The organism is Streptomyces sp. NPDC059850, assembly GCF_042731515.1.
GTDB lineage: Bacteria > Actinomycetota > Actinomycetes > Streptomycetales > Streptomycetaceae > Streptomyces.
The window spans coordinates 60,838-75,990 of sequence record NZ_JBHWJI010000006.1 but is presented as its reverse complement, the minus strand read 5'-3'; the positions used below and the strand labels follow the sequence as shown (position 1 = coordinate 75,990).

The following is a 15,153-nucleotide window of genomic DNA, read 5'->3' as shown; positions in this document are numbered from 1 at the left end:
AAAACACTCCGCCCGGGGCCCGTGTCAGGTGCGGGCCGGTTCCTGGCGCTCTGGTTCGCCGCCCACCGGTTCGCCGCCCACAGGTGAGGCCTCGTACGCGGGCGACGCGGCCAGCCCGGTGCCCTCGACGTCGACGCGGGGCAGCAGCCGGTCGAGCCAGCGCGGTATCCACCACGCCTTGTCCCCGAGCAGGGCGAGTACGGCGGGCACGAGCGCCATGCGGACGACGAAGGCGTCGAACAGCACCGCGACGGCGAGGCCGAACCCGATGGTCTTGATCATCGATTCCTCGGCGCCGACGAAGCCGGAGAACACCGCGATCATGATGACGGCAGCGGCCGCGACCACCCGGGCGCTGTACCGGAAGCCCGTGACGACCGCCTGGACGGGCCGGTCCCCGTGCACGTACGCCTCCCGCATCCGCGCGACCAGGAACACCTCGTAGTCCATCGCAAGGCCGAACACGATGCCCACCAGGAAGATCGGCATGAGGCTCATGATCGGACCGGCCTGCTCCACGCCCAGCAGCTCCGCGCCCCAGCCCCACTGGAAGACCGCCACGACCGCGCCGAGGGCGGCCAGCACCGACAGCAGGAACCCGAGTGCGGCCTTGACGGGCACGAGGACGGAACGGAAGACCACCAGCAGCAGCACCAGGGCCAGGGCGATGATGACGGCCAGGTAGGGCACGAGCGCGTCCTGCAGTGCCTGCGCCACGTCGATGTCCATCGCGGTGCTGCCGGACACCTCGAACGTCGCCCCGGTCTCCCGCTCCAGGCCCGGGCGTTCCGCGCGGATGTCCTTGACGAGGCCCTTGGTGTCCTCGTCGTTCGGGCCCGTGGCCGGGACGGCCGAGAAGAGGGCGGCGTCACCGGCCTGGTTGAACCGCGCGGGAGAGACGGACACGACCCCGCGGGTCGCGCCGATCCTCTCGGCGATCGCACGCGCCGCCGCCTTGGGCTCGTCCGCGCCCTTGACGTCCGCCACGATCGTCAGCGGCCCGTTGAAGCCCGCGCCGAAGCCGTCCGCGAGCGCGTCGTAGGCGCGCCGCTCCGTCGACGACACGGGCTTGGACTCGGCCCCCGGCATGCCCATCTCCAACTGCGCGGCGGGCAGCGCCAGAACGCCCAGGCCCGCGACGCACGCCACCAGCACGGTCACCGGGCGGCGCAGGACGAACCGCGCCCACCGGGTGCCGCCGTTGTCGACCACCTGAGCCACGTGGCCGCCCTTGCGCGTACGGCGCGAGAGGACGGCGTCGGGCCACATGCCGAGCAGCGCGGGGACCAGGGTGAGGGCGATCAGCACGGCGACGATGACGGCACCGGCGGCGCACAGCCCCATCTTGGCCAGCATCGGAACACCGATCACCGTCAGTCCGGCCAGCGCGATGACGACCGTCAGACCGGCGAACACCACGGCGGAGCCCGCCGTGCCGACCGCGAGACCGGTCGCCTCGCGCGGGTCGTGTCCGTTGGCGCGCTCCTCGCGGTAACGGGACACCACGAAGAGGGCGTAGTCGATGCCGACCGCGAGTCCGAGCATCGTGGCGAGCGTCCCGGTGGTCAGGGTGAGTCCGAAGGTGCTGCCCAGGGCCATGATGGCGGCCATGCTGATCCCGATGCCGACGAGGGCGGTCAACAGCGGGAGGCCCGCGGCCGCGAGGGATCCGAAGGTGATCAGCAGGACGACCGCGGCCAGGGCCATGCCGATGGCCTCGGAGGAGCCGCCCGCCGCGGGCTGCGTGGCGAGGGCGTTGCCGCCGACCTCGACCGTGAGACCGGAGTCCCCGGCCCCGTCGATGGCCTTCCGCAGCGCGGCCTTGTCGGCATCGGTGAGATCGCCGGACTTCACCTCGTAGTTCACCGTGACGTAGGCGGTGGAGCCGTCCTTGCTCACCGCGCCCGCCGTGAACGGGCTGACGGCGCCGCTGACCTTCGGCTCGTCCGCCGCTTTCGCCACGAACGTGTCGACGGCGGCGCGGTGGTCGGCCGCCGTCACCTTCTCCCCATCGGGTGCGACGAACACGATCCGGGCGCTGGCGCCGTTGGCGGCCGGGCCCGGGAAACGCTCTCCGATCAGGTCGAAGGCCTTCTGTGCCTCGATGCCCGGCATGAAGGACGTGCCGTCGTCGGAGGCGGCGGGGGCCTTGGCGGCGCCGAGGCCGACGGCGCCGAGCATCACCGCCCACAACAGCGTCATCAACAGGCGCCGCCGGAAGGCGAACCGGCCCAACCGATAGAGGAACGTAGCCACGAGAAACGGGTCTCCAGGTCTGAGTGCGAGTGGAACACCAGCCTGGCCGGACCGGGGCGCCGTGGCATCGTGCGCGTGCTGGCACTCTCCGTTGGTGGCGCCGCACGAGCCGACGCGCCGCCGTCCTCCTCGAGGAGGAGCGCGAAATGCTGCGTACGGATGACGGGGACCGGCGTAACCGGCCCCCGGGCACGCGGGGTTGGCGCGGAGCGGGTCAGAGGGTGATGGTGCCGTGGATGTAGCCGGTGGCGGCGCCGCCGACCCAGAGGGTGCCGTCCGCGTCGGCGGTGATCTCGATGGTCCCGGCCCGGCCCAGACGCTTGCCCTGGGAGACCCGGTAGGCGGAGGGCGCGGCCCCGGTGGCGGTGAGCCATTGCCCGACCCCGGCGTTCATGCTGCCGCACACGGGGTCCTCGGCCACACCGGCGCCGGGCGCGAAGGTGCGCAGCTCGAAGTCGTACGCGTCCCCCTCGGGGTAGGCGCCGATCGCGCCGACCATCGCGGTCGGGATGAGGGACAGATCGGGTTCGAGGGCGAGGACTTCCGCGGCGGTGGCCAGCTGGACCACGGCCCAGCCGGGTCCGTTGTCGACCCACTGATGGGCGAGGACGCGGTCACGCTCGATGCCGAACGCGGCGACGATCTCGCCGACGTACTCCTCGTCGAGCGCGCCGTCGCGGACGCGCGGCGGGGCGGCGAACGACAGCACGCCATCGCCGCGGCGCACCCGGACCAGGCCTGCGCCGCACTCCTGCACGATGTGGTCGGCGTGCCGCGGTGTGCCGCCGTGATCCAGCCACGCGCGCGCGGACCCGAGGGTGGGGTGCCCGGCGAACGGCAGCTCGCCGCCCGGGGTGAAGATCCGCAGCCGGTAGTCCGCCTCGGCGGTGGTGGGAGGCAGGACGAACGTGGTCTCGGACAGGTTCGTCCAGCGGGCCAGCTGCCGCATCTCCTCGTCGGTCAGGTCCGTCCCGTCGAGGACGACGGCCACCGGGTTGCCCCGGTAGGGGGCCGTGGAGAACACGTCGACCTGGGCGAATGAGCGGGAACGCGGCATGGCGATCAAGGGCCTTTCGAAAGCGGCGGTGGTGGCGGTGGTCCTGGTGTGTCCCGCGCACCGGCGGAAGCAGCTCCTATCCCATCGGCTGGCCGTCCGGTGCGACAGGGCCACCGCCGAAAAGGTGGACTGGCCACCGCCGCATGGGCCACCGATCGCCCCGCTTACTCTGATCTGGCCGATTTTCTTCGGTGACGTGTTCGATCGAGCGTGGGACAGGAGCACACGATGGCCACCTCCTCCGATGTGGCGGCCCCTCCGCAGGACGGTGCGGGCGGTCGCCGCCGGGCTTCGGGCCGCTTGCGGTCCTGGATGCTGGTGGGCCTGTCCGACATGGCCAAGCGCCAGCCGGGCCCCCACGCCCAGCCCTCCGAGGAGCACCAGGGAAAGCGCTGGTGGCGGGTGATGTGCCTGACCGGCGTGGACTACTTCTCGACGCTCGGCTACCAGCCCGGTATCGCCGCCCTGGCCGCCGGGCTGCTCTCCCCCATCGCCACGCTCGTCCTGGTGGCCGTGACCCTGCTCGGGGCGCTGCCGGTGTACCGGCGGGTGGCCAAGGAGAGCCCGCACGGCGAGGGGTCGATCGCGATGCTGGAGCGGCTGCTGTCGTTCTGGAAGGGCAAGCTCTTCGTCCTGACCCTGCTGGGCTTCGCCGCCACGGACTTCCTGATCACGATCACCCTCTCGGCGGCCGACGCCACCACCCACCTGGTGGAGAACCCGCACTTCACCAGCACCCTGCACGGCCATGAGGTGGCCATCACCATGGGTCTGGTCGCCCTGCTCGGCGCCGTCTTCCTCAAGGGGTTCACCGAGGCCATCGGCGTGGCAGTGGCCCTGGTCGGGGTGTATCTGGCGCTCAACGCGGTCGTGGTGGTCGTCGGGCTGTGGCATGTGGCCACCGCCTCCCATGTGGTCACCGACTGGTCGCAGGCGCTGACCGCCCAGCACGGCAATCCCCTGATCATGGTCGGTCTGGCGCTGGTGGTCTTCCCCAAGCTCGCCCTCGGCCTGTCCGGCTTCGAGACCGGCGTGGCGGTCATGCCGCATGTGAAGGGCGACCCCGGCGACACCGAGGAGCGGCCCACCGGCCGGATCCGGGACACCCGCAAGCTGCTCACCACCGCTGCGGTGATCATGAGTGGCTTCCTGATCTGCACCAGCTTCATCACCACCCTGCTCATACCGCAGGACGCGTTCAAGCCGGGCGGCCCGGCCAATGGACGTGCGCTGGCCTATCTCGCCCACGACTACCTGGGCTCGGCGCTCGGCACCCTCTACGACGCCGCCACCATCGGCATCCTGTGGTTCGCGGGCGCCTCCGCCATGGCCGGGCTGCTCAACCTCATGCCGCGCTATCTGCCCCGTTACGGCATGGCACCGCACTGGGCCCGCGCGGTCCGCCCCATGGTGCTCATCTTCACCCTGATCGGGTTCCTGGTGACCTGGATCTTCGACGCCGACGTGGACGCCCAGGGCGGCGCCTACGCCACCGGCGTACTGGTCCTGATGACGTCCGCCGCCGTCGCCGTCACCATCGCCGCCCGCCGCGCCCGGCAGCGCGGCTGGACCATCGCCTTCGGGGCCATCTCCGTGGTCTTCCTCTACACCACGGCGGTCAACGTCGTGGAACGCCCCGACGGCGTCAAGATCGGCGCGTGTTTCATCGCGGGCATCATCGCGGTGTCCCTGCTCTCCCGGCTCGCCCGCGCCTTCGAGCTGCGGGTCACCGACATGGAGCTGGACACCATGGCCGAGCGCTTCGTCCGGGACAGCGCCACCCGCCGGATACGGTTCATCGCCAACGAGCCCGACCACCGCGACGTGGGCGAGTACCGCGACAAGACCCAGCAGATCCGGGCCGACAACGACATCCCGGCGGAAGAGGACCTCATCTTCGTCGAGGTCACCGTCCGCGACCCCTCCGACTTCGAATCCGCGGTACGGGTACGGGGCGAGGTGCTGCACGGCCGCTACCGCGTCCTGACCCTCGACGGCTCCAGCATCCCCAACTCGCTGGCCGCCCTGCTGCTGCACGTACGGGACGAGACCGGGTGCAGGCCGCACATCTACTTCGAGTGGACCGAGGGCAGCCCCTTCGCCCAGTTCCTGCGGTTCTTCCTGTTCGGCCAGGGCGAGGTCGCCCCCGTCACCCGCGAAGTCCTCCGCGAGGCCGAACCCGACCGGGCGCGCAGGCCGCACGTCCACGTCGGCTGAGCGGTGAAAGAACGCGCACCGGGCGCCGCGGTGTCCTGAGACATGCCGCGGCGCCCGGTGGCGATGGTCAGGAGCAGGGCTTGTAGAACTGCTTCCAGCCGTCGGTGGGCATGGCCGGGGGCTCGGCCCACGACCCGGCCTCGCCGTACTTCTGGAACGCCTCGTAGTCGAAGTCCGCGAGGCCGCCGCCCGGCTTCGAGAGCCGTACGTCGCGGTCCATCTGCCCGTCGCCGCCGTTGTTCCGGATCGCGAGGTCCGGGTAGGCGTCGTCGTTGTACCGGGCGATGGTGAGCTGCCTGGCCTCGCCGTGGTCGCCGATGTCGGAGTGCTCGGCGTCGGCGGACCGCAGGTTCGTCCGGTCCAGCGGGCCGGGACGGTACTCCGCGAGGCGGGCCGTCGAGGGGTCGTCGCCGCCGGACGGCTCGACGATGTTGACGACCATGTCCAGCGTGCCGTCGTGTCGGAAGTCGGCGACCGCGGCGGTCGCGATCTCACCCTTCTTGGCGCCGAGAAGGTCCTTGACGGGGAGCTTCTTGCCGAACGAGCCGTTCTTGGCGCCCCACTGGACCGTCATCTCGGTGCCGGTGTGCCCGGGGTTGGTGATCTTGTCCGGGTAGGTGTCGCCGTCGAGGTCACCGAGCAGCGTGGTCGCGTCGGCCAGGCACGGGGCCGACGGCTCGGCCGCCCCGGCCTGGTAACCGGCGAAGGTCAGGCTCAGGGCGGCGGCCGCGAGCGGCACGGCGATCAAACGTGAGCGCTTCCGAAGCATTGATGAACACCTTTCAGTTGCTGACGCACCGTGAGATGCCTGCGCTTGCACGGAAGTTCACCCACGAACACCGCGTTATCCGAATGTGATATTCCACCGATGCCGCCGTAGCGACAGCACTCTCTTGCGGTGACTGGGAAACCGTAGGAGAGTGCCCTGATGGTGACCAAACAACAGCTCAACGGCCTGCCCGAGGACGCGGACCTGAGGCGCGCGGACTCCCTGGCGCGCGAGATCTTCTCGGACGTGGCCAACAAGTGGGCACTCCTGATCATCGAGGCGATCGGCGAGCGCACCCTGCGCTTCAGCGAGCTGCGGAACGAGGTCGAGGGCGTCAGCCACAAGATGCTCACCCAGAACCTGCGCATGCTGGAGCGCAACGGCCTGGTCGACCGGAAGGTGTACCCCACCGTGCCGCCGCGGGTCGAGTACACCCTCACCGAGCCGGGCCGGGCCCTGCGCACCACGGTCGACGCCCTGTGCGGCTGGACCCACCAGTACCTCGACCGCATCGAGGACGCGCGCCAGCGCTTCGGCGCCTGACGGAGCGGGCCGCGTCGGCGAGGTGGCCCAGAGGGTGGCCCACCTCACCATCCGGATGGCGGACGGCCCTCTTCCCTCCCGCGCCCCACCCCGTAGGCTGGCCGGTGCAGCTGGTTCGCCCCGTCCGCCAGGCGGGACGCGTCGCAAGAGGGAACCCGGTGGGAATCCGGGACTGCCCCGCAGCGGTGAGCGGGAACGACCGCCGTCATGTGCACTGGGCCCGGCGACATCGGGCCTGGGAAGCGACGGCCAGTAGGTGTCCTCCCCCGGAGGACGTGCCCGCGAGTCCGAAGACCTGCCAGTGGCCCGCGTACGAACCACTCGTGCGCGGCATCTCGGTGACCTCGAGGGCGGGTCGGCGTACCTACCAGGCGGATGACCGCGCTGTGCCGCGCGGGGTCGTCTTCCGCCGGGTTCCGTCACCCTTCGCGCTCTCGTCCCGTCGCCGGGATCTCAGGGATTCATCTCGCGAAGGAGATCTCCGTGACCAGCAAGACCGCGGCCGCGGCAGCACGGGCCACCGTGTACGGCTACCCCCGCCAGGGCCGGAACCGGGAACTGAAGAAGGCGATCGAGGGCTACTGGAAGGGCCGCGTCACCGCCGACGCCCTCCGCGCCACCGCCGCCGAACTGCGCGCCACCAACTGGCGGCAGCTCTCCGGGGCGGGCGTCCACGAGGTGCCCACCGGCGACTTCTCGTACTACGACCATGTCCTCGACACCACCGTCATGGTCGGCGCGATCCCCACCCGGCACCGCGCCGCCGTCGAGGCCGACGCCCTGGACGGCTACTTCGCCATGGCGCGCGGCACCCAGGACGTGGCGCCGCTGGAGATGACGAAGTGGTTCGACACCAACTACCACTACCTGGTGCCCGAGCTGGGCCCGGACACGGTGTTCTCGGCCGACTCCACGAAGCAGGTGGCGGAGCTGAAGGAGGCCCTGGCCCTGGGCCTGACCGCCCGGCCCGTCCTGGTCGGCCCGGTCACCTACCTGCTGCTCGCCAAGCCCGCCCCCGGGGTGGCCGCGGACTTCGACCCGCTCACCCTGCTCGACCGGCTGCTGCCGGTGTACGCGGAGGTGCTGGCCGACCTGCGCGCGGCGGGCGCCGCGTGGGTGCAGCTGGACGAGCCCGCCCTCGTCCAGGACCGCACCCCGGCCGAGCTGAACGCCGCAGAGCGCGCGTACCGCGACCTCGGCGCGCTCGCCGACCGGCCGAAGCTGCTCGTGGCCACCTACTTCGACCGGCTCGGCGACGCCCTGCCGGTGCTGGCCAAGGCCCCGGTCGACGGGCTCGCGCTGGACTTCACCGAGGCGGCGGCCGCCAACCTGGACGCGCTGGCCGCCGTCGGCGGACTGTCCGGCAAGCGCCTGGTGGCGGGCGTGGTCAACGGCCGCAACATCTGGGTCAACGACCTGGAGAAGTCCCTGTCGACGCTGGGCACCCTGCTGGGTCTTGCCGACCGGGTCGACGTGGCCGCCTCCTGCTCCCTCCTCCACGTGCCGCTCGACGCGGCGGCCGAGCGGGACATCGAGCCGCAGATCCTGCGCTGGCTGGCCTTCGCGAAGCAGAAGACCGCCGAGATCGTCGCCCTCGCCAAGGGCCTCGCCCGGGGCACCGACGCCATCGCCGGTGAACTCGCCACCAACCGGGCCGCGCTGGCCTCCCGCGCCGACTCGCCGATCACCCACGATCCGGCGGTACGGGCCCGCGCCGCCGCGGTCACGGACGCCGACACCCGCCGCTCCCAGCCGTACGGGGAGCGCAGCGCGGCCCAGCGCGCCCACCTCGGCCTGCCGCTGCTGCCGACGACCACCATCGGCTCCTTCCCGCAGACCGGCGAGCTGCGCGCCGCCCGCGCCGACCTGCGGACCGGGCGGATCGACACGGCCGGGTACGAGGAGCGGATCAAGGCCGAGATCCAGGAGGTGGTCACCTTCCAGGAGAAGGCCGGACTGGACGTCCTGGTGCACGGCGAGGCCGAGCGCAACGACATGGTCCAGTACTTCGCCGAACAGCTCACCGGCTACCTGGCCACCCAGCACGGCTGGGTGCAGTCCTACGGCACCCGCTACGTCCGCCCGCCGGTGCTGGCCGGGGACATCTCCCGGCCCGAGCCGATGACGGTGCGCTGGACGGCGTACGCCCAGTCCCTGACCTCACGGCCGGTCAAGGGCATGCTCACGGGTCCGGTCACCATGCTGGCCTGGTCCTTCGTCCGCGACGACCAGCCACTCGGTGAGACGGCACGCCAGGTCGCCCTGGCTCTGCGCGACGAGGTGGGCGACCTGGAGGCGTCCGGAAGCTCGGTGATCCAGGTGGACGAGCCCGCGCTGCGCGAGACCCTTCCGCTGCGCGCCGCCGACCGCGCGGCGTATCTGGCGTGGGCCACCGAGGCCTTCCGGCTCAGCACCACCGGGGTGCGTCCGGCCACGCAGATCCACACCCATATGTGCTACGCCGAGTTCGGGGACATCGTCCAGGCCATCGACGACCTCGACGCCGATGTCATCAGCCTGGAAGCGGCCCGCTCCCATATGCAGGTGGCGCGCGAACTGGCCGCCCACGGCTACCCGCGCGAGGCCGGGCCGGGCGTCTACGACATCCACTCCCCACGCGTGCCGAGCGCCGAGGAGGCGTCCGAACTGCTGCGCGCCGGGCTCGATGCCATTCCCGCCGAGCGGCTGTGGGTCAACCCCGACTGCGGCCTGAAGACCCGCGGCTGGCCCGAGACCCGCGCCTCGCTGGAGAACCTGGTGGCCGCCGCCCGCACGGTCCGCGGCGAGCTGTCCGGGTCCTGACCCGGACACACACCCTACGGGCCGGGGCGCCTCGCGCACCCCGGCCCGTTTCCTGCCCCGGCCCCCGGTCGGGACAGGCGCGCGGCCTCACTTCCGCGCCGCACTTAGGTTTACCTAACTTTTTCTCGCGGCACAACACCCGCCACGGGGAGTCGCGCTCGTGGCTCAGCCACGCGCGGTGGCGGCTCGCAGCGCGCCGTACTGCAGCGCCGCGAAGCCCGCCACCACGGCAGCCTGCAGCGGTATCCACACGGTCCCGGCGGTGGACGGCGACAGCCACAGCGCGAGCGCCGCGACGCTGAGCACCGCCCACGCCACGTTCGCCTCCACCACACACCGCACCGCGAGGACCGGCGGGTGCCGCCGGGACGCGAGGAAGCCGACGCCCGCCGCGTACACGAGCAGGAACACTCCCCCGCATGCGAGCAGTGCCCGGTCGACGCCGAGCAGATCGCGGAGAGGCCCCGAGGCGGCCAGGTAGGCGAGGGCGTTGGCGCCGGTGACGGCGGCGTCGAGGGCCAGGAAGCGGCGCAGCCAGAGGCGGGCCGCGGGGGCGTCGGCGGGTGCGGTACGGCCCACGTGGGTTGCGGACATGGCAATCAACCTCCGTCAGGGGAAGGGGCGTTGGTCAACGCCGGGCCCCGAGCCGGAGTGCGCCGACTCGGGGCCCCACGACCCTCACCTTGCCGCCACCCGCGCGGACGGTCGATTACCTCGCGGGTAAGGGCCGTCGGCCGGAGCCGGGGTGGAAGGACCGGGCTCTCAGCGCTTGGTGGTGCTGTTGAACAGCGAGCGCGACCAGAGGTAGCCGACCAGGGTGATCCCGGCGCACCAGGCGAGCGAGATCCAGCCGCTGTCGCCGATCGCGGAGCCGGAGAGCAGGCCGCGCAGGGTCTCGGTCATCGGTGTGAACGGCTGGTACTCGGCGAACCAGCGCAGGCCCGGTGACATCGAGTCGGCCGGGACGAACGCCGAGCCGAGGAACGGCAGGAACTGGACCAGCAGCGGCTTGTTGCTCGCCGATTCGACGGTCTTGGAGATCAGGCCGAGCGCGGCCGACAGCCAGGTCACCGCGAAGGCGATGGCCGCGAGGAGACCGGTGGCGGCCAGCCACTCCAGCCAGGTCGCGTCCGACCGGAAGCCGACGGCGAGTGCCACGCCCACGACCAGGACGGCGCACACCATGGTCTGGATGACGCTGCCGATGACATGCCCCGTCATGAACGACGAGCGGGTGATGCTCATGGTGCGGAAGCGGTTGATGATGCCCTCGGTCATGTCGGAGCACACCGCGATCGAGGTCGACATCGAACCGGCGGCCACCCCCATGATGATGATGCCGGGCGTCAGATAGGTCAGATACGCGTCCCGGTCGCCGCCCATCCCGGCGCCGATCGAGTCGCCGAAGGCGTAGACGAACAGCAGCAGCATCAGGATCGGCGTCATGGCGCTGCCGAACCCCACGGCCGGGTAGCGGATCGCGTGCTTGAGGTTGCGCCGCAGCATCGTCATCGAGTCGTGCACGGCGTAGGTGAGGGTGCTCATCGCAGGGTCTCCTTGACGGAAAGCGGGGTGGCGGCGGCGCCGTCGCCGGTCAGGGCGAGGAACACGTCGTCCAGGTCGGGGGTGTGCACGGAGAAGTCGGCGGCCCGGATCCCGGCGGCGTCCAGCCGGTCGAGCAGGGCGCGCAGCGCGTCGATGCCGCCGTCGCCCGCCACGCGCAGGGCGAGGTTCTCCTCGTCGCGGGCGGCGCCGGGGAAGGCGGCGGCCGCGCGCTCGTACTCGGCGGGTTCGGTGAACCGCAGCCGGACGTGGCTGCCGGGGATCCGCGCCTTCAGCTCGTCGGCGGAGCCCTCGGCGACGATCCGGCCGCCGTCCAGCACGGCGATCCGGTCGGCCAGCTGGTCGGCCTCCTCCAGGTACTGGGTGGTGAGGAAGACCGTGGTGCCGCCCGCGACCAGCGAGCGCACCATCTCCCACATGGTGCGGCGGCTGCGGGGGTCGAGCCCGGTCGTCGGCTCGTCCAGGAAGATCACCTGCGGGTCTCCGACCAGCGTCATGGCGAGGTCGAGCCTGCGCCGCATCCCGCCGGAGAAGGTCGCGGCCCGCTTGTCCGCCACGTCCGCGATCCCGAACCGCTCCAGCAACGCCCGGGCGCGGGACCGGCCTTCGCGCTTGCCGAGGCGCAGCAGGTCGGCCATGAGGAGCAGGTTCTCCTCGGCGGTGAGCAGATCGTCGAGCGCGGCGAACTGCCCGGTGACACCGATCGCGGAACGTACCGCGTCCGGCGCGGCGGCGACGTCGTGGCCCGCGACCTGGGCCTGTCCGCCGTCGGCGGCGATGAGCGTGGACAGGATCTCCACGGTGGTGGTCTTGCCCGCGCCGTTCGGCCCGAGCAGGGCGAACACCGAGCCCGCCGGGATGCGCAGATCGATGCCGCCGAGGACGGTCTTGTCTCCGTATGCCTTGCGCAGACCGATGGCGGAGACGGCGGCGGGCGCGGAACTTTTGGACGTGGGCATGACAGACGAAAGCATGGAGCCCTCCGATCGAAGGGTGAAGTGGCGGGAGGAGTACGGGGGTGGGGTGGCTCAGACGGCGGCGCGGCGGACGTCGATGTTGCCGTACCGGGCGCGGGCGCGGACCTGGACGGTGTCCTCGGTCTTCTCCGGGGCCTCGGACGTGCTGAGCGTGTTACGCACCTGGCCGGAGTGCGAGCTGACGTCGAGCCAGGCGGCCGTGCCCTCGCGGATGCCGACCTCGATGGCGCCAAAGGAGGTCTCCAACTGGACCGTACCGCGCGCCACTTCACCTACCCGCAGGGTGCCATGGGCGGTGGTGGCGGTGACCGAGTCCTCGGCGCGCCGGATGTCGATGTCGCCGTTGGCGCCGCGCACCCGCAGCTCGCCGGTCACGGCGCCGACGGTCGTGGTGCCGTGCGAGTTCCTGAGGGTGGCGGGGCCGTCGACGAGGTTGACGCGCAGGCTGCCGGAGCTGGTGGTGATCTCGGCCGTGCCGTCGACCCGGCCCACGGTGATCGAGCCGTGCGACGCGGTCAGCCGCAGCGGGCCGGTCGCGTCGAGGCGGACGTCACCGGTGGCGGTCTTCACGCGGACCTCGCCGAGCCGCCCCTCGCCGAGCACCTGGGTCCAGGCGCCGGTCGCGTCGATACGCGAGCCCGTGGGCAGCTCGACCGTCACATCGACAGCACCGGTGCGGCCGAGGCCGAACAGATTGGGCTTGGGTGTCCTGACGGTCAGCACGCCGCTCGCGTACGAGACGTCGGTCTGGTCGGCCGTCCGCACGTCCAGGTCCTTCTTCGGGTCGCGGGGCCGCACCTCGACGACGGTGTCGGGGCGGTCGCCCGCCGTGAACTGGAGGGAACCGGCCTCCACATGCGCGGTGGCCGAGATGGGCTCGGGGGTGTCGAAAGAAGGCATGGCTGTCCCGTCCTCTTGGGTCTTCAGGGCGTCCCCGCTGGTGGGACGTGGTGTGGAGTGAAGTGGTACGGGCGGGGGTGCGGTTAGCGCACCCAGCCCGTGAAGCTCTGTCCGACGGTCTGGGTCTTCTCCGGCGTACGCGGCCGGGCGCCGCCGTCGACCGCTGCCGAGACGGCCCGGACCAGCCAGGCGTTGACCGACAGGCCCTCGCGGTTCGCGGCCTCTTCGGCGCGGGCCTTGAGGTGGGCCGGAAGACGCAGATTGACGCGGGCGGTGCCACCCTCGTCGGCGTCGGCGGGTGCCGCGGCCGTGAACGGTTCGAGGGGCGCGGCGGCCGCCTCCACGGGGCCGTGGTCGGCGGGCGGCGGGGTCACCACGAAGTCGGGGTCGAGCCCGCGCAGCCGTACGTCGACCGAGCCGGGCGCCAGCTCGCGGGTGATCTCGTCCATCGCGGCGGAGAGCACGTTGAGCATGGCCAGCCGGGTCGCCGACTCCAGCGGAGCGGTGAGCCGCTCGGCCAGCGCGCGGGCGTCGTCCCCGCCGGTTTCGGCGGCCACCGCGAGTTCGCGGCGGAGGGTGTCGACATACGGAGTGAGGTCCATGGCGTCATAGTGGCACCACGATGGCGCCACACGCAACCCCGAATGGCGCCAAGCCGCGCCACCCTCAACGTAATGTCCGAATACCGCCAGCATTCCGAACCACGACCCCCCATCGTTGACCGTGAAGCGAAAGAGCACGGGAGAGCACAGCGATGACCATCTACACCACCGTGGACAGCCCCCTCGGCGAACTGCTGCTGGTGGGCGACGAGACACCGGACGGCACCACGCTGACCTCGCTGTCCATGCCCGGACAGAAGAACGCCCCGGCCATACGCCCCGACTGGCGCCACGCGCCCGCCGCGTTCGCGGAGACCGCCCGGCAGCTGAGCGCCTACTTCGACGCCGGTCTCACCGTCTTCGACATCCCCTTCACCCCCGGCGGCGGCACGGACTTCCAGCAGCGCGTGTGGCACGCGCTGGAGGAGATCCCCTACGGCACCACGATCACCTACGGGCAGCTCGCCGACCGGCTGGACGTACCCCGTGGGCAGGTCCAAGCCGTGGGCGCGGCGATCGGTGCCAATCCGCTGCTGCTGGTGCGGCCCTGCCACCGGGTGATCGGCGCGGACGGGACCATGCGCGGCTACGCCGGAGGCGTCGAGCGCAAGGTGCGGCTCCTCACCCACGAGGGCGCGCTGCAGCCGACCCTCATGTAACCAGCCCGCGCCGCCCGACCGCCGTGCCCCTCAGGGAAGGAAGAAGGCCGATGACCGTCATGACCGACACCACCCGCCACGCGCACCCGGTGGCCGACCGCGTCGCGGCGGACGACTGGGCCACGCTCACCGACGAACTCGACGCGTACGGCAACGCACTCACCGGCCCGTTCCTCACCCACGCCGAATGCCACGGCGTCGCCGGGCTGTACGACGAGACGGAGCACTTCCGCTCCACCATCGACATGGCCCGCTACCGCTTCGGCTCCGGCCAGTACCGCTACTTCACCCACGACCTCCCCGACCTGGTGCGCGAGCTGCGCGAGGCGTTCTATCCGCGGCTGCTCCCCATCGCCCGCGACTGGGCCGGAAAGCTGGGCCGCCCCGCGCCCTGGCCGGACACCCTCGACGAGTGGCTGACGATGTGCCACGAGGCGGGGCAGACCAAGTCCGCCCAGATCCTGCTGCGGTACGGCCCCGGCGACTGGAACGCCCTGCACCGGGACGTGTTCGGCGACATGCTCTTCCCGCTGCAGGTGGTGGTCGGCCTCGACGCCCCCGGCGACGACTTCACCGGCGGCGAGTTCATCATGACCGAGCAACGCCCCCGGGCGCAGTCGAGGGGATCGTCCACCACCCTGCCCAAGGGCCATGGGCTGATCTTCACCACCCGGGACCGCCCCGTGGCCTCCAAGCGCGGCTGGGCGAACGGGCCCATGCGGCACGGTGTGAGCACCGTCCGCTCCGGACAGCGCCACACCCTCGGCCTCGTCTTCCACGACGCCGCATGACGCCCGAACCCGCGTCC

Annotated in this window: 13 protein-coding genes and 1 riboswitch; of the genes, 5 read left to right on the top strand and 8 right to left on the bottom strand. The window is 71.7% G+C overall.

The window, feature by feature from the left end:
* Positions 1 to 24 precede the first annotated feature (24 nt).
* Together ACFV9T_RS06960 and ACFV9T_RS06955 are read right to left on the bottom strand one after the other, a co-directional pair.
* Positions 25 to 2,256, bottom strand: coding sequence for an MMPL family transporter (locus tag ACFV9T_RS06960; protein WP_385437221.1), 2,232 nt, complete (start codon positions 2,254 to 2,256; stop codon positions 25 to 27).
* Between the two features lie 214 nt (positions 2,257 to 2,470).
* A complete protein-coding gene (locus ACFV9T_RS06955; RefSeq protein ID WP_385437220.1) occupies positions 2,471 to 3,313 on the bottom strand; it encodes a PhzF family phenazine biosynthesis protein in 843 nt (280 codons plus the stop codon).
* A gap of 228 nt (positions 3,314 to 3,541) precedes the next feature.
* Here ACFV9T_RS06955 and ACFV9T_RS06950 point away from each other — a divergent pair, with 228 nt between their 5' ends.
* Positions 3,542 to 5,530, top strand: coding sequence for an APC family permease (locus ACFV9T_RS06950; RefSeq protein ID WP_385437219.1), 1,989 nt, complete (start codon positions 3,542 to 3,544; stop codon positions 5,528 to 5,530).
* 67 nt (positions 5,531 to 5,597) lie between these two features.
* Here the strand turns inward: ACFV9T_RS06950 and ACFV9T_RS06945 are convergent, their stop codons facing one another.
* Positions 5,598 to 6,299: an FG-GAP repeat domain-containing protein gene (locus ACFV9T_RS06945; RefSeq protein WP_385437217.1), complete on the bottom strand. Its 702-nt coding sequence runs from the start codon at positions 6,297 to 6,299 to the stop codon at positions 5,598 to 5,600.
* A gap of 159 nt (positions 6,300 to 6,458) precedes the next feature.
* Here ACFV9T_RS06945 and ACFV9T_RS06940 point away from each other — a divergent pair, with 159 nt between their 5' ends.
* Together ACFV9T_RS06940 and metE are read left to right on the top strand one after the other, a co-directional pair.
* Positions 6,459 to 6,842, top strand: a complete 384-nt coding sequence (locus tag ACFV9T_RS06940) for a winged helix-turn-helix transcriptional regulator (protein WP_385437215.1) — start codon at positions 6,459 to 6,461, stop codon at positions 6,840 to 6,842.
* Positions 6,843 to 6,936: 94 nt separating this feature from the next.
* Positions 6,937 to 7,160, top strand: a riboswitch (cobalamin riboswitch).
* A 165-nt stretch (positions 7,161 to 7,325) separates the two neighbouring features.
* Positions 7,326 to 9,644 carry a 5-methyltetrahydropteroyltriglutamate--homocysteine S-methyltransferase gene (gene metE / locus ACFV9T_RS06935; RefSeq protein ID WP_385437213.1) on the top strand — a complete coding sequence of 773 codons (2,319 nt, stop codon included), beginning with the start codon at positions 7,326 to 7,328 and terminating at the stop codon, positions 9,642 to 9,644.
* Positions 9,645 to 9,809: 165 nt separating this feature from the next.
* On the opposite strand, the gene ACFV9T_RS06930 is transcribed toward metE, so the two are convergent.
* The 5 genes from ACFV9T_RS06930 to ACFV9T_RS06910 all read right to left on the bottom strand — a co-directional run bounded on the left by ACFV9T_RS06930 (position 9,810) and on the right by ACFV9T_RS06910 (position 13,686).
* Positions 9,810 to 10,238, bottom strand: coding sequence for a hypothetical protein (locus tag ACFV9T_RS06930; protein WP_385437211.1), 429 nt, complete (start codon positions 10,236 to 10,238; stop codon positions 9,810 to 9,812).
* 168 nt (positions 10,239 to 10,406) lie between these two features.
* Positions 10,407 to 11,189 carry an ABC transporter permease gene (locus ACFV9T_RS06925; RefSeq protein WP_385437210.1) on the bottom strand — a complete coding sequence of 261 codons (783 nt, stop codon included), beginning with the start codon at positions 11,187 to 11,189 and terminating at the stop codon, positions 10,407 to 10,409.
* Positions 11,186 to 12,166 carry an ATP-binding cassette domain-containing protein gene (locus tag ACFV9T_RS06920; protein ID WP_385437209.1) on the bottom strand — a complete coding sequence of 327 codons (981 nt, stop codon included), beginning with the start codon at positions 12,164 to 12,166 and terminating at the stop codon, positions 11,186 to 11,188. The genes ACFV9T_RS06925 and ACFV9T_RS06920 overlap by 4 nt, the downstream gene beginning before the upstream one ends.
* 69 nt (positions 12,167 to 12,235) lie before the next feature.
* A complete protein-coding gene (locus ACFV9T_RS06915) occupies positions 12,236 to 13,084 on the bottom strand; it encodes a DUF4097 domain-containing protein (protein ID WP_385437208.1) in 849 nt (282 codons plus the stop codon).
* An 83-nt stretch (positions 13,085 to 13,167) separates the two neighbouring features.
* Complete coding sequence (locus ACFV9T_RS06910) at positions 13,168 to 13,686, bottom strand: toxin-antitoxin system HicB family antitoxin (RefSeq protein WP_385437207.1); 519 nt, start codon at positions 13,684 to 13,686, stop codon at positions 13,168 to 13,170.
* Between the two features lie 152 nt (positions 13,687 to 13,838).
* Between ACFV9T_RS06910 and ACFV9T_RS06905 the strand changes: the two genes are divergently transcribed.
* Both ACFV9T_RS06905 and ACFV9T_RS06900 read left to right on the top strand, forming a co-directional pair.
* Positions 13,839 to 14,345: a methylated-DNA--[protein]-cysteine S-methyltransferase gene (locus ACFV9T_RS06905; RefSeq protein ID WP_385437205.1), complete on the top strand. Its 507-nt coding sequence runs from the start codon at positions 13,839 to 13,841 to the stop codon at positions 14,343 to 14,345.
* Positions 14,346 to 14,404: 59 nt separating this feature from the next.
* Positions 14,405 to 15,136: a 2OG-Fe(II) oxygenase gene (locus ACFV9T_RS06900; protein WP_385437421.1), complete on the top strand. Its 732-nt coding sequence runs from the start codon at positions 14,405 to 14,407 to the stop codon at positions 15,134 to 15,136.
* Positions 15,137 to 15,153: the final 17 nt, after the last annotated feature.

Bases quoted from the DNA above. Each gene is read 5' to 3' on its own strand.
- ACFV9T_RS06955 (WP_385437220.1), bottom strand. From the start codon at position 3,313: ATGCCGCGTTCCCGCTCATTCGCCCAGGTCGACGTGTTCTCCACGGCC.
- ACFV9T_RS06950 (WP_385437219.1), top strand. From the start codon at position 3,542: ATGGCCACCTCCTCCGATGTGGCGGCCCCTCCGCAGGACGGTGCGGGC.
- ACFV9T_RS06945 (WP_385437217.1), bottom strand. From the start codon at position 6,299: ATGCTTCGGAAGCGCTCACGTTTGATCGCCGTGCCGCTCGCGGCCGCC.
- ACFV9T_RS06940 (WP_385437215.1), top strand. From the start codon at position 6,459: ATGGTGACCAAACAACAGCTCAACGGCCTGCCCGAGGACGCGGACCTG.
- ACFV9T_RS06930 (WP_385437211.1), bottom strand. From the start codon at position 10,238: ATGTCCGCAACCCACGTGGGCCGTACCGCACCCGCCGACGCCCCCGCG.
- ACFV9T_RS06925 (WP_385437210.1), bottom strand. From the start codon at position 11,189: ATGAGCACCCTCACCTACGCCGTGCACGACTCGATGACGATGCTGCGG.
- ACFV9T_RS06920 (WP_385437209.1), bottom strand. From the start codon at position 12,166: ATGCCCACGTCCAAAAGTTCCGCGCCCGCCGCCGTCTCCGCCATCGGT.
- ACFV9T_RS06915 (WP_385437208.1), bottom strand. From the start codon at position 13,084: ATGCCTTCTTTCGACACCCCCGAGCCCATCTCGGCCACCGCGCATGTG.
- ACFV9T_RS06910 (WP_385437207.1), bottom strand. From the start codon at position 13,686: ATGGACCTCACTCCGTATGTCGACACCCTCCGCCGCGAACTCGCGGTG.
- ACFV9T_RS06905 (WP_385437205.1), top strand. From the start codon at position 13,839: ATGACCATCTACACCACCGTGGACAGCCCCCTCGGCGAACTGCTGCTG.
- ACFV9T_RS06900 (WP_385437421.1), top strand. From the start codon at position 14,405: ATGACCGACACCACCCGCCACGCGCACCCGGTGGCCGACCGCGTCGCG.